The organism is Psychrobacter sp. AOP7-B1-25 (genome assembly GCF_052376195.1).
In the GTDB taxonomy this organism is placed as follows: Bacteria; Pseudomonadota; Gammaproteobacteria; order Pseudomonadales; family Moraxellaceae; genus Psychrobacter.
Genome location: NZ_JBQSVK010000009.1, coordinates 14,442 through 27,786, shown reverse-complemented (window position 1 = coordinate 27,786; position 13,345 = coordinate 14,442). Strand labels below are relative to the sequence as shown.

The following is a 13,345-nucleotide window of genomic DNA, read 5'->3' as shown; positions in this document are numbered from 1 at the left end:
GTCAATATTTTTGATAATTAAAATAATTCATAAACCGCATTGGAGTTCATATGAGCGTAGAAAATCCACCTGTAGCATTGAATACAGAAACAACAAAAGGTATCGTCATCGTTGGTGCAGGACTGGCAGGCTGGCATGTCATCGATGCGATCCGTGCAAAAGATAAAGACATTCCGATTACTTTAGTCACCGCTGATAATGGAGATCGCTATCACAAGCCGATGCTGACCATGGCGATTAGCCAAAAGAAAAGTGCGGCAGACTTGGTTAGAGCAACTGGCGTTGATGCCGCAGAAGCCGCAAATGTTAAGCTACTTGCCAATACACAAGTAACGGATGTTGATGCTGCTACTCAACAGTTACAGCTTGTCTCTGCACTGCGCTCAGATCCTGTTTATACCAATTACGCCACGATTGGCTATGACAAGCTGGTGCTCGCCATGGGTGCGAATCCTATTTTTCCAAAAAGCTTACCAGAAAATCTAGTCTGGCATGTCAATCATATCGAGCGCTTTAGTCAGCTACAAGAAAAGCTGGCGACTGGTAGTCAGCACGTTGCTATCGTCGGTGCGGGCATGGTGGGGACGGAGATTGCAGAAGACTTGCTTAAGGCTGGTCATAAAGTAACGCTCATTGATTTAAATGATGCGCCGCTGTCACAGATGCTACCAACCAAGGCAACTGCACGTATTGCCAAAGCGATCGAGTCGCAAGGTATTCAATTCTTAGGCGGCTATCAAGTATCAGCGGTCACTCGTGTTAATAACAATGACAGCGAAGATGGCGAGAAACTACAAGTAGACTATGTACCGTTATCAACGGATGCAGATAATACTGATACTCAGCCGCTCGAACCACTGATTGTAGATCATGTGATTGCCAGTACAGGTTTGACAGTTAACGAACAATTACCTGCTGCTGCTGGTGTAGAGTTTGATCGTCGCACGGGTATCGTGGTGGATGCGCCAACTTTGCGTACCAGTACACCTAATATTTATGCGATTGGTGATTGTATGTCTATCGATGGTGTACCGTGCCGTTATGTGGCACCGTTACGGGCGCAGGCTGCGACTATTGCAGATGATGTATTGGGCCTAGACCATGCTGGCTATGCTCATAAGCCACCAATGATTCGTCTAAAAAACAAAGCTATTTCTGTCATGGTTACGGGTGTACCAAAAGCGACTGGCAACTGGCAGGTTAAGACAGAAAGTGATGAAGAGTTGGTGATGGACTTACTAAATGACAGCGATGAGGTGAGTGCAACGGTAACGATTAAAGCGCCTGCAGTCCCTAAAGTATAACGATTGCGCGACCGTCTTTTAAAAAAGTATTGAATTATCATTTATAGGTAATGTCCTTTATTCAATTCCTTTCCAGAAAATTCTGCTTAAAGACAGTACCAATATTTGAGCCAGCCACATTATCTATGATATGGCTGGCTTTTTCGTGTCAAATATTTGCCATGATTCTATGTTACCTTTTATTAAATAGAAATTCGGTTTATCTAATTAAATGATACATACTGTATTGATATTGTTGACAGGCTTTCGTTTATGGCGTTATAGTAGTTAAATGCTATGTAAGACCTGCTCAAGGAAGAGGGTTTGACCCACAGGCCATTAATCAGCACCATAAAAAGTAAAACGAAAGGACTCGTTATGACTCAAAATTATGATTTCGATGCTATCTTAGAAAATATCCCTAGTATCAATATGGGCGCACGCTCAGCGAATGCACCACTTACCCAAAGCTATGACAAAGGTCCTGATGTACCACTGATTGAAGCGACAATAGGTGATTTTTTTGATGCTATTGTCTCCAAACATCCTGAGCGCGAAGCATTGGTCGTCCGTCATCAAAATATCCGCTGGACATATCGAGAGTTACAGCAGCAAGTTAACCAGCTAGCTAGTAGTATGATTGAGATGGGGCTTGAGATTGGCGATCGTATCGGTATTTGGTCGCATAACAATGCTGAGTGGTTGCTCATGCAATTGGCCACGGCAAAAGTCGGCGTTATCCTCGTCAATATCAATCCTGCCTACCGTACCTTTGAGCTGCAATATGCCTTAAATAAGTTGGGCTGTTCAGCGCTCGTACTGATGCGCCATTTCAAAACCAGTGACTATGCCAGTTTAATTCGTGAATTGTGCCCTGAGATTTACCATAAAGACTACACTCAGCTTGATTTGGTTGAAATTCCAACAATTGAACGTATTATTTGGATTGATGAGCCAGAGTCGGACGAGACCTTTGATTTTATGCAGAAATTCTCTGCATGGATGAGCGAGGGCGATGCCAACGATCCCCGTGTAGCCGAGCGTCAGGCACAGCTTAAAAACACCGATGCTATCAATGTACAATTCACCAGTGGTACGACTGGTACCCCAAAAGGTGCAACCCTGAGCCATCGCAACATCCTTAACAACGGCTACTTCATCGGTGAGGCCATGAACCTTACGGAAGAAGATAGACTGTGTATTCCAGTACCGTTATATCATTGTTTTGGTATGGTGCTTGGCAATCTAGCGATTCTTACGCATGGTGGTTGTATCGTCTATCCAAACGATGGCTTTGAGCCATTGACCGTATTGCAAGCAGTTGAAGAAGAGAAGTGTACGGGTCTACATGGCGTACCTACGATGTTTATCGCAGAGCTTGACCATCCTGAATTTGAAAACTTTGATCTATCTACTCTACGCACAGGCATCATGGCTGGGTCTAGCTGTCCGATTGAGGTTATGCGCCGCGTCATCGATAAGATGCATATGAGCGAAGTCACTATTGCTTATGGCATGACAGAGACCAGTCCGGTATCTTGCCAGACTAATGAGCACACGCCACTTGATAAACAGGTCTCGACGGTAGGTCTGGTACAGCCTGCTCTTGAGGTCAAAGTTGTCGATACCGCAACGGGTGAAACTGTACCGCTTGGCGAGACAGGCGAGCTACTCACACGTGGCTACTCGATTATGAAAGGCTATTGGGGCAGTCGCTTTAAAACGCGTGAAGCTATCCAAGATGGTTGGATGCATACGGGTGATCTGGCCACAATGGATGAAGACGGTTATGTCAAAATCGTCGGCCGAAGTAAAGACATGGTGATTCGCGGTGGTGAAAACATCTATCCAGTAGAAATCGAAAATTATCTCTACCGCCATCCGAAAATCCGTGATGTGCAAATCGTCGGGATACCAGACGAGCGCTATGGTGAAGTACTTGCAGCTTGGATTATTCCGAAAGAACCTGGCTGCTTGACTGAAGAGGAAGTACGCGAGTTCTGTAGTGAACATATCGCTCATTATAAAGTGCCCACTTACTATCGCTTTGTCACTGAATATCCAATGACCATCACTGGCAAAATTCAAAAGTATAAAATCATTGAGCAAATGAAAGAAGAGCTAGGTTTGTAATAAACTTACTTATCTACTCTGAAAATATAAGACCAACCATGTGAGTAACGCTTAACAATAGCAGTTAGTATCATTTATATAGAAAGCCACTCACATCTATGTATCTATCTATAAGAAAAAAAGGGATATCATGAGCGCTATCATAACCAGTAAACTGAGTCCAAACTCAAGCGACTTTCAGCAAAACAGTGCCGCGATGCAAGAGATAGTCGATGACCTGTATGTACACTTGCGTAAAGTTGCCCAAGGCGGCTCAGAGCGCGCACGAGCCAAGCATTTAGCGCGTGGTAAGCTGTTACCACGTGAGCGTGTTGAGCGTTTATTGGATGTAGGCACGCCGTTCCTAGAAGTGGCACCGATGGCTGCACATGATATGTATGGCGAAGAGATTCCGGCGGCTGGCGTGATTGCAGGTATCGGCCGTATCAATGGCATCGAATGTATGATTGTCTGTAACGATGCCACGGTAAAAGGCGGCACATACTACCCAATGACAGTCAAAAAGCATCTACGTGCCCAAGAAATCGCGCAAGAAAATAATCTGCCGTGCGTTTATCTAGTTGACTCAGGCGGTGCCAACTTACCGAACCAAGATGATGTGTTCCCTGATAAAGAACATTTCGGCCGTATTTTCTTTAACCAAGCCAATCTGAGTGCGGCAGGTATTCCGCAGATTGCTGTGGTCATGGGTAGCTGTACGGCTGGCGGTGCTTATGTGCCTGCTATGAGCGATGAATCTATCATTGTTAAAGAGCAAGGTACGATCTTTTTGGGTGGTCCGCCGCTGGTCAAAGCAGCGACTGGTGAAGAAGTTACCGCAGAAGACTTGGGCGGCGGCGATGTACATACGCGGCTGTCAGGCGTGGTTGATCATCTAGCGCAAAATGATACGCACGCGCTATCGATCGCCCGTAATATCGTCAGTCATCTAAATCGTCCTGCAAAAAACATCCCTAATCAAATCACACCACGTCCGCCACGTTATGACGTCAAAGAGCTATATGGTGTCATTCCAACAGAAAAGCGCAAGCCATTTGATATTAGAGAAATTATCGCCCGTATCGTTGATGACAGTGCCTTTGATGAGTTCAAAGCCCGCTTTGGTACGACGTTAGTGTGCGGGTTTGCACATATCGAAGGGATGCCGGTCGGTATTATTGCTAACAACGGCATTCTATTCAGTGAGTCAGCACAGAAAGGCACGCACTTCATCGAGCTGTGCTGTAAACGCAAAATCCCATTAGTATTCCTCCAGAACATTACTGGCTTTATGGTAGGACGTAAATACGAAAACGAAGGTATCGCTCGTCATGGTGCCAAGATGGTAATGGCGGTGGCCAATGCTAAAGTACCAAAATTCACCGTTATCGTCGGTGGCTCGTTCGGCGCTGGTAATTACGGTATGTGTGGCCGCGCTTATAGCCCGCGTTTCTTATGGATGTGGCCAAATGCGCGTATCTCTGTCATGGGCGGTGAGCAAGCCGCCTCGGTACTGGCAACGGTCAAACGTGATAATTTTGATCGCAAAGGTGAAGCGTGGAGCGATGAGGACGAAGCGGCATTTAAAGCACCGATTCGTGAAATGTATGAAGAGCAAGGTCATCCGTACTATGCTACCGCACGTATGTGGGATGACGGCGTGATTGATCCTGCTGATACCCGTAATGTATTGGCGTTAGGACTAAGTGCTGCATATAACGCGCCGATCGAAGAGACGACATTTGGTGTCTTTAGAATGTAAGGGTTCTAAAGTCTTCCCATAATAAGCGACTACTGAGTCAACCTCATTTGAAGTACGATTTGTACATCTACATTCGGCTTCCTTGTATTAACATTATTATGAGTTGACCAAGAGTTTGTTTAAGTATTTACATGGAAATATAGAGAAAGTTATGCAAAAAGACAGTGATAAAAATTATAAAAGCCTATTGGTTAACGTCGAGCAGCATGTGGCGACAGTGACATTGAATCGTCCTGAGATACGTAATGCTTTTAACGATGAAATGATTGCTGAGCTGACAGAGGCTTTCACGAAGTTGGGTGCTGATGATGAAGTACGTGTCATTGTGCTAGCAGCTGCTGGCAAGGCATTCTGTGCAGGCGCTGATCTCAATTGGATGCGTGCCATGGCAGATTATAGCTATGAAGAAAATCTAGCGGATGCTGATAAATTGGCGCAAATGCTTAAGACTATTTATGAATGTCCTAAGCCGACAGTTGCGGCCATTCAAGGTGATGTATATGCAGGTGGCATGGGTCTGGTCGCTGCTTGCGACGTAGCCATTGCGGTCAAGATTGCTAATTTCTGCCTCAGCGAAGTCCGTTTAGGGTTGGCACCTGCCACTATCAGCCCTTATGTTATCCGAGCGCTAGGTGCTAGAGCGTCGCAGCGTTATTTCCTAAGTGCTGAGGTGTTTGATGCCAAAAAGGCGCGTCAGCTTGGCTTTATCCATGAGCGTGTTAGCGAAGAGTGGCTAGGCGATGAAGTGGCTGCGTTCTGTAACAAAGTCGTCAAAAACAGCCCTGACGCGGTAAAAACCTGCAAGCAGCTTTTACATGATGTCGCTGGTGCACCTATTACAGATGAGCTGATTGCTGACACGGTCAAAGGTATCGCTGATATCCGCTCATCAAAACAAGGTAAAGAGGGCGTGCAGGCGTTTTTGCAAAAGCGTAAACCTGATTGGCTAATAGCAGACTAACTAGTAGCAGAACAATGATAGATAAATGGGCAAATAGACAAGACGTCAAATAATAACGATAAGACACAGGGATAGTTATGTTTTCTAAAATTCTAATCGCCAACCGTGGTGAAATTGCTTGCCGAGTGGCTGCGACTGCTAAGCGTCTTGGCGTCAGTACCGTTGCTGTTTATTCTGATGCGGACCGCAGTGCTAAGCATGTGGCTGTCTGTGATGAAGCTATTTATTTGGGCGGTTCGGCACCGAAAGACAGTTATCTCAAAGGTGATGCTATTATCGCTATCGCTAAGCAAACCGGTGCTCAAGCAATTCATCCAGGATATGGGTTTTTGAGCGAAAATGCAGATTTTGCACAGGCTTGCCAAGATGCTGGCTTGGTATTTATTGGTCCATCGGCCGATGCTATACGTGCCATGGGCGGCAAGTCTGAGTCCAAGCGCTTGATGGAATCGGCTGGCGTGCCGCTGATACCGGGCTATCATGGTGATAACCAAGATGCACAGTTTTTGCAGCAGCAGGCAGATGATATTGGCTATCCAGTATTAATTAAAGCCAGTGCAGGTGGCGGCGGTAAAGGCATGCGTATCGTGGAGCAAAGCAGCGATTTTATTGACCTGCTCGACTCGTGTCGCCGTGAAGCGATTACCAGTTTTGGTAATGATCAAGTATTGGTCGAAAAATACGCGCTAAAACCACGTCATATCGAAATCCAAGTATTCGGTGATACGCATGGTAATTATGTGCATCTGTTTGAGCGTGATTGCTCAGTACAGCGTCGCCATCAAAAAGTATTAGAAGAAGCGCCAGCGCCGGGTGTTGATGCTGCCATGCGTGAGGCAATGGGTACAGCGGCAATCGAAGCAGCACGTGCAGTAGATTACGTTGGTGCAGGTACGGTTGAGTTTATTGTGGAGCAGCGTGAAGACGCTATGAATTTTTATTTCATGGAAATGAACACGCGCTTGCAAGTTGAGCATCCAGTCAGTGAGGCTATTACTGGTGTCGATTTGGTCGAGTGGCAGTTGTTGGTTGCTGCGGGTCAGCCATTGCCAAAAACGCAAGATGATCTGGCTATTAACGGTCATGCAATCGAGGCGCGTATCTGTGCCGAAAACCCTGATAACAATTTCTTGCCAGCGACAGGAACGTTATTTACGTATAAAAAGCCTGAGCATAGTACGTTTAACATTAACGATGTGCGTATCGACGATGGCGTACGTGAGGGTGACGTCATCAGTCCATTTTACGACTCTATGATTGCCAAACTTATCGTCCATGCTCCTACGCGTGGGCAGGCGCTGGCTAGACTTGATCGAGCATTAGCACAGACACGTATTGTCGGTCTGCCAAACAACGTGGCATTTTTGCGTTATATTTTAAATACCGATTCATTTAGCAAAGCCAATCTCGATACCGCATTGATAGAGCGTGAGCAGGATAAGCTTTTTGACCAGCATCCTCTTGGGTTATCGACGCTTGTGGTAACAGCTATTACGCAGCAATTAGCGAGCGAAGCGACCACGCAAGGCTCAGATCCATTTAGCAAGTCAACTGGTTTCCGTGCTTATAGCGATTATACCCGTTCATTTAGCTTGGTTTATGATGAGCAAGCCTATAGTGCTCGCATCAGTAATTGGTACAATGTGAGTTGTGTTGATAGTAAAAAGGGCAGCGATAATCTCAGTAGTTTTATGCTCGTTATTGGCAAAGAAATTGCGAATACGCAGGATGATAGTAATATCAATGTGGCCGCTCAGACCGAAACGGTTTATGAAGGTCAGGTGAGCTATGATAGTAGTGACGCGCATAATCATACATTGTGGTTAGAAGGTGCCCGTATCAATGCTCAAAGCTGGGTAAATAATGAGACGGTCTACGTATTCACAGATAATGGACGTGATGAAATTACGCTTATTGATATTATGGCACATGTGGGCGAAGACACAGCAGCGGCTGGTAGTTTGAAGTCACCGATGCCAGGGCAAGTGGTTACATTCAAAGTAGGCGTTGGCGATACTGTGAAAAAAGGTGAACCGTTAGCAGTCATCGAAGCTATGAAAATCGAACATACTATTACGGCACCGACGAATGGTGTGGTGGCAGAGCTGTTGTTTGGAGCAGGTGACTTAGTCGCTGATGGTGATGAGCTATTATGTATCGATAGTGAAAGCGAATAGAAAAGGATAATAAGTATGAGCCACTCGTATCCAAGCCATGTCACCATTGTTGATGTCAGCCCGCGCGATGGACTACAAAACGAATCAATGACGGTACCGACTGAGGTTAAGCAGATGCTTATCAATGATTTGATTGCGGCGGGTGTCAAAAAATTGGAAGCGACCAGTTTTGTTTCGCCAAAATGGGTGCCACAAATGGGCGATAACAGCGAGTTGCTTGATGCACTCGCGCCTACGCGGCAGACGGATGTTTGCTACTCGGTACTAGTACCTAATATGCGCGGCTTTGAAAATGCTATCTTGCATCGTCCTGATGAGATTGTCATTTTTGGCTCAGCCAGCGAAACTTTTAGCCAAAAAAACATCAACTGTAGTATCGATGAGAGTATTGAGCGGTTCGCGCCAGTGGCTGCTGCGGCAAAAGAACAAGGCATCAAGGTACGAGGCGTTATCTCTTGTACGGTCGGTTGTCCTTATGAAGGTGAGATTGATCCTAATCAAGTAGCCTACGTCACCAAACGATTGGTTGAGATCGGTTCAGAGCAGATCGGTATTGCGGATACAATTGGTGTTGGTACACCGCTCAAAGTACAGCGTGCCCTACAAGCGGCGCTTGAGCATGCTGATATCTCTATGCTATCTGGGCACTTCCATGATACTTATGGTCAAGCACTCAGCAATACCTTGGCTGCCTTACAAATGGGTGTTAGCGAGTTTGATACTTCCGTCGCTGGCCTAGGTGGTTGTCCTTATGCCAAAGGCGCAACGGGTAATGTCGCGACTGAAGACGTGGTATACATGCTGCATGGCATGGGTATTAGCACGGGTATCGATTTGGACAAATTGGTTGTGGCAGGTGAGCGTATCAGTGAGTTCTTAAAGCGCCCGAACGGCTCAAACGTAGCGCGTGCCATCATCAATAAACGTCAGTCTTAAAAATTATCGTAAAAATTAAATATTAAAATACAAGGAATGGTTATGAGTTTACCTGGATTGAATTTTCAACTTGGCGAAGATATTGACGCCCTACGTGATGTCGTGCAGCAGTTTGCGGCAAACGAGATTGCTCCACGTGCTGCGGAGATTGACAGTAGCGATGAGTTCCCAATGGATCTATGGCAAAAGATGGGTGACCTCGGTCTACATGGTATTACCGTTCCTGAAGAGTACGGCGGCTCTAACATGGGTTATGTCGCACACATGGTCGCGATGGAAGAGATTAGCCGCGCTTCGGCATCGGTAGCGCTTAGCTATGGCGCACACTCTAATCTATGTATTAATCAAATCAAACGTAATGGCTCTGAGGAACAAAAGCAAAAGTATTTACCAAAGCTAATCAGTGGCGAGTTCATCGGTGCTTTGGCTATGAGTGAGACAGGCGCTGGCTCAGATGTCGTTAGTATGAAGCTCAAAGCCGAAGAAAAAGACGGCAGCTATGTGTTGAACGGCAGCAAGATGTGGATTACTAATGGTCCTGATGCAGATGTAATGGTTGTCTATGCCAAGACCAATCCTGAAATGGGCGCAAAAGGCATGACGGCTTTTATCGTCGAAAAAGGTATGGATGGTTTTGGTACCGCGCAAAAGCTCGACAAGCTAGGCATGCGCGGTAGCCATACTGGCGAGATGACTTTTAATAATGTAAAAGTACCAAGCGAAAATATCTTAGGCGGTCTTAATGAGGGCGTTAAGGTATTAATGAGTGGTCTAGATTATGAGCGTGCTGTATTGGCCGCAGGTCCTATCGGTATCATGCAAGCAGTGATGGACAATGTGGTGCCTTATATCCATGATCGTAAACAGTTTGGACAAGCGATCGGTGAGTTCCAGCTAATTCAGGGTAAAGTCGCAGACATGTATACGATACTGCAAGCAGGGCGTAGCTTCTTATACACTGTTGGCAAAAATCTTGATATGTTGGACGCGCGCGGAGCTGGCCATAGTCGAGAAGTACGTAAAGATTGCGCCAGTGTGATTCTGTGGTGTGCCGAAAAAGCCACATGGATGGCAGGCGAAGGTATTCAAATATTTGGCGGTAATGGCTATACCAACGAGTATCCACTTGGTCGTTACTGGCGTGATGCCAAGCTATATGAAATTGGCGCAGGCACCAGTGAAATCCGCCGTATGCTAGTCGGTCGTGAGCTGTTTAACGAGACCAAGTAAGAAGTGACTAGAGCATTATCTAAATAAAAAGGCAGCACGTTTCAAACGTACTGCCTTTTTTGCGCCAACATAACAATGTGACTTAGTGCTATTTAGTCACCGATAATCGACTACGACTTATTACGGTAATCAAAGTATCTTGCTAAACCGTTTAATAATAAATCATCACGCAAGCGTACGGGGCGATTAACATGCTGGGAGATAATGGCTGCATCACCACCTGTCATAATCAATTCAAAATTAGGGTGACGATGACTGATCTCATTGATCGCGCCGACAATAGAGAGCAAGATACCGCGATGTACGGCGTCTTGAGTGGTCAAGCCTTGGCTGACATTATCAAAAGTACCGTTTGAGATAGTGATTTGCTTAGTACCAGAGAACAGTGATTCACGCTGTAGGTAGATGCTGGGGAAGATATAGCCACCCAAATGTTCAGCATGATCAATCAAATCAATGGTCACCGCTGTACCACAGCCAATCACGCATTGGCGCTTCTTCTTATCAACAGCCCCAAGCATCTGTAACCAACGATCACAGCCGAGCTGCTCATCATTGTAATCACTTTTCATCAGTGCATGTGCGGCATCGACATGGACAAACTCAAACGGAATATTCAAACGACTGAGCGTCTCTGATACTTTGGCATTGAGATTGTCGCCCAATACCGATGAGATACCAATAAAATCAGGCGCATAACGCTCAAAGCGATCTGTCAGACCCATGAGTAGTTCAGCAGGCGCTTGCAAATGCTGTTTGGCATCATGTGCGACTATTTGTCCGATATCATCGGTTAGCCAGTATTTTAGGCGGGTATTTCCAAGGTCAAGCCAGAGCATAAAAGTCCCTTTATATAGTGCTCGTTGATGATGATACTCATCAATATAGTTGCCTAAATATAGGACGGTTTTTAATCAATAACGTCGATGCGTCCAGTAAAAAGCGTAGAAATCTTACCGTTATCTTGACGCAATTGCAAACACCCATGAGTATCGATACCGCAAGCAATTCCTGTCACGACTTTTTGTTGATTACTATAGTCTTGAGTAACGCGTAAACGCAGACCTGACAATGCATCTATCATCGCAAACTGCTCCAAAAAACCATCCAAATAATAAGTATGACCTGTTGGCTGTTCTATACCTAAATGCTCAAAGCGTGTCATCGCCGCTATCAATGCTTTGCTCATCTGCTGATAGAGCATTGGTAGGTCTGGTAGGCTCGCAGATTGTGTCTCTAAAGGTCGCATCTCATTAATATCTTGTAGACTAATCGCTTGGTAACTCATGCCTTCAGCGGTTTGTGCTGTGAGTTTTGGTGTCGCTTGCACATTAAGTCCCACACCTATCACCACACCAACCAGCCTGCCAGAGTGAGCCACTGGCTCTATCAAAATTCCAGCCAGCTTATTAAAGGGTAACGTACGCTGATTTGCTACATTATTATTTAATACTGAATCCAATACCGAGCTGTCCGTTGTAGATTGTTCTTCAGATAGCTTTTCAGATTGTCTCTGAGCTTGCTGATAAAACCCCAAGTCGTTTGCCCACTTCACCCCAATTGGCGTCAATACTTGTGCTTGTAACTGCTCGTTTAATGTTTGGATCACAGGCATCTTTGCCAGTTCGAGACCTATGATGAGCGATAGCAAGCCACTGATCGGCATATGCACAGGGTGGTATAACGACAGATAGACATTACCGCGCGGTGATTGCCATGAGCGGCCATGCTGACCACGACCTGCGCTTTGGGTTTCCGCTGTCAAAACGTGTACGGTTGCGACATCTAACGAGCCGTTTTGTAAGGCTTCTATTAGCTCACTATTGGTCGAGGCGCTACTAGCCACATGACGGTGATTGAGCTCGGATAAATAGGTAGAAAAACTAGTGAGTGGCGGCATAAGTTTAGTCGATGTGGTTAAAGGAAACTTTGATATACTGAGCGATTGCTTTGGTCAAACAGTACCGAATAAACAGCATAAAGGTCACGCTGAAATTTGGCAAATACAATTAAGCAGGCCTAAGCGAGTACTATAGCGCCAGCCAGTATTATAAAAGGTTCGTTCTATGATGTTATATGTGTGGTTTGTGATTGCAGGCGCGTTTGCGGGTGTCAGCGCGGGCTTGTTTGGCGTTGGCGGTGGCATGATTATCGTGCCCGCATTGGTTTGGATTTTTACCGCTTATGACTTTTCGCCAGAAGTAATCACCCATTTGGCCATTGGGACATCACTGGCGACCATCGTTGTGACCTCGATCAGCTCACTGACTGCCCATAACAAGCGTGGCGGCGTGCGCTGGGAAGTATGGCGCAAGATGGCGCTTGGATTGGTCATTGGGAGTTTGGTCGGCGCTGGTATCGCGGATATGATTGATGGACAAGCACTACAGGCTATCATCGGTTTCGGTGCGTTATTGGTCGCTTTAAAAATGCTGTTCTTCTCTAATAAAGAACAGGTGGGTAAACCGTTACCATCGGCTGGCGTTCAGTTTGGTGCTGGTACTGGCATTGGGATGGCGTCCTCTATATTCGGTATCGGTGGCGGCAGCTTAACCGTACCGTTTTTGAACTGGGCAGGACTACCAATAAAACAATCGGTCGGCACATCAGCGGCGTGCGGTCTGCCGATTGCATTGGCTGGCGCTGCTGGGTTTGCTTGGTTCGGTCAAGACGTGGTCAATCTGCCTGAGGGTACGATAGGGTTCGTCCATGTCACAGGATTCTTATTTATTTCAGTTGCCAGCTTTGCGATGGCAAAAGTTGGTGCCAAACTGGCTCATGTGTTGCCTGCTCTGATGCTTAAGCGCGCGTTTGGCGTGTTGTTAATATTTGCTGGAGTGCAATTGCTACTGAGTGGATTGGGTGCTCTATAGTGAAAATAAGT

The 13,345-nt window shown here is 46.0% G+C and carries 10 protein-coding genes; 8 read left to right on the top strand and 2 right to left on the bottom strand.

The genetic code is table 11. The features are described 5' to 3' along the window. Positions 1–50 precede the first annotated feature (50 nt). From ACT3QR_RS08795 to ACT3QR_RS08765, 7 genes are all read left to right on the top strand, one after another. On the top strand, positions 51–1,304 hold the full coding sequence (locus ACT3QR_RS08795) for an FAD-dependent oxidoreductase (protein ID WP_444520973.1): 1,254 nt from the start codon (positions 51–53) through the stop codon (positions 1,302–1,304). Positions 1,305–1,661: 357 nt separating this feature from the next. Next, a complete protein-coding gene (locus tag ACT3QR_RS08790; protein ID WP_444520972.1) occupies positions 1,662–3,416 on the top strand; it encodes an AMP-binding protein in 1,755 nt (584 codons plus the stop codon). A gap of 130 nt (positions 3,417–3,546) precedes the next feature. Next, positions 3,547–5,157, top strand: a complete 1,611-nt coding sequence (locus ACT3QR_RS08785; protein ID WP_444520971.1) for a carboxyl transferase domain-containing protein — start codon at positions 3,547–3,549, stop codon at positions 5,155–5,157. Between the two features lie 151 nt (positions 5,158–5,308). Continuing rightward, a complete protein-coding gene (locus ACT3QR_RS08780; protein ID WP_444520970.1) occupies positions 5,309–6,118 on the top strand; it encodes an enoyl-CoA hydratase/isomerase family protein in 810 nt (269 codons plus the stop codon). A gap of 77 nt (positions 6,119–6,195) precedes the next feature. Further along, positions 6,196–8,295 carry an acetyl/propionyl/methylcrotonyl-CoA carboxylase subunit alpha gene (locus ACT3QR_RS08775; protein ID WP_444520969.1) on the top strand — a complete coding sequence of 700 codons (2,100 nt, stop codon included), beginning with the start codon at positions 6,196–6,198 and terminating at the stop codon, positions 8,293–8,295. Between the two features lie 15 nt (positions 8,296–8,310). Beyond that, positions 8,311–9,231 carry a hydroxymethylglutaryl-CoA lyase gene (locus ACT3QR_RS08770; RefSeq protein ID WP_444520968.1) on the top strand — a complete coding sequence of 307 codons (921 nt, stop codon included), beginning with the start codon at positions 8,311–8,313 and terminating at the stop codon, positions 9,229–9,231. Between the two features lie 42 nt (positions 9,232–9,273). After that, on the top strand, positions 9,274–10,461 hold the full coding sequence (locus ACT3QR_RS08765; RefSeq protein ID WP_444520967.1) for an isovaleryl-CoA dehydrogenase: 1,188 nt from the start codon (positions 9,274–9,276) through the stop codon (positions 10,459–10,461). A 110-nt stretch (positions 10,462–10,571) separates the two neighbouring features. On the opposite strand, the gene ACT3QR_RS08760 is transcribed toward ACT3QR_RS08765, so the two are convergent. Both ACT3QR_RS08760 and ACT3QR_RS08755 read right to left on the bottom strand, forming a co-directional pair. Continuing rightward, the gene (locus ACT3QR_RS08760) at positions 10,572–11,300 is read right to left on the bottom strand and encodes a pantothenate kinase (protein ID WP_444520966.1); all 729 of its coding nucleotides are present in this window, start codon (positions 11,298–11,300) and stop codon (positions 10,572–10,574) included. Between the two features lie 71 nt (positions 11,301–11,371). Then, positions 11,372–12,361: a biotin--[acetyl-CoA-carboxylase] ligase gene (locus tag ACT3QR_RS08755; RefSeq protein WP_444520965.1), complete on the bottom strand. Its 990-nt coding sequence runs from the start codon at positions 12,359–12,361 to the stop codon at positions 11,372–11,374. A 169-nt stretch (positions 12,362–12,530) separates the two neighbouring features. Between ACT3QR_RS08755 and ACT3QR_RS08750 the strand changes: the two genes are divergently transcribed. Then, positions 12,531–13,334 (top strand): sulfite exporter TauE/SafE family protein, encoded by an 804-nt coding sequence (locus ACT3QR_RS08750; protein ID WP_444521040.1) that lies wholly within the window; start codon positions 12,531–12,533, stop codon positions 13,332–13,334. The last annotated feature ends 11 nt before the right edge of the window (positions 13,335–13,345 follow it).

What these genes read in the sequence shown, in the direction of transcription:
- ACT3QR_RS08775 (WP_444520969.1), top strand. Translation starts at nt 6,196, where the DNA reads ATGTTTTCTAAAATTCTAATCGCCAACCGTGGTGAAATTGCTTGCCGA.
- ACT3QR_RS08795 (WP_444520973.1), top strand. Translation starts at nt 51, where the DNA reads ATGAGCGTAGAAAATCCACCTGTAGCATTGAATACAGAAACAACAAAA.
- ACT3QR_RS08760 (WP_444520966.1), bottom strand. Translation starts at nt 11,300, where the DNA reads ATGCTCTGGCTTGACCTTGGAAATACCCGCCTAAAATACTGGCTAACC.
- ACT3QR_RS08790 (WP_444520972.1), top strand. Translation starts at nt 1,662, where the DNA reads ATGACTCAAAATTATGATTTCGATGCTATCTTAGAAAATATCCCTAGT.
- ACT3QR_RS08770 (WP_444520968.1), top strand. Translation starts at nt 8,311, where the DNA reads ATGAGCCACTCGTATCCAAGCCATGTCACCATTGTTGATGTCAGCCCG.
- ACT3QR_RS08780 (WP_444520970.1), top strand. Translation starts at nt 5,309, where the DNA reads ATGCAAAAAGACAGTGATAAAAATTATAAAAGCCTATTGGTTAACGTC.
- ACT3QR_RS08755 (WP_444520965.1), bottom strand. Translation starts at nt 12,361, where the DNA reads ATGCCGCCACTCACTAGTTTTTCTACCTATTTATCCGAGCTCAATCAC.
- ACT3QR_RS08765 (WP_444520967.1), top strand. Translation starts at nt 9,274, where the DNA reads ATGAGTTTACCTGGATTGAATTTTCAACTTGGCGAAGATATTGACGCC.
- ACT3QR_RS08750 (WP_444521040.1), top strand. Translation starts at nt 12,531, where the DNA reads ATGTTATATGTGTGGTTTGTGATTGCAGGCGCGTTTGCGGGTGTCAGC.
- ACT3QR_RS08785 (WP_444520971.1), top strand. Translation starts at nt 3,547, where the DNA reads ATGAGCGCTATCATAACCAGTAAACTGAGTCCAAACTCAAGCGACTTT.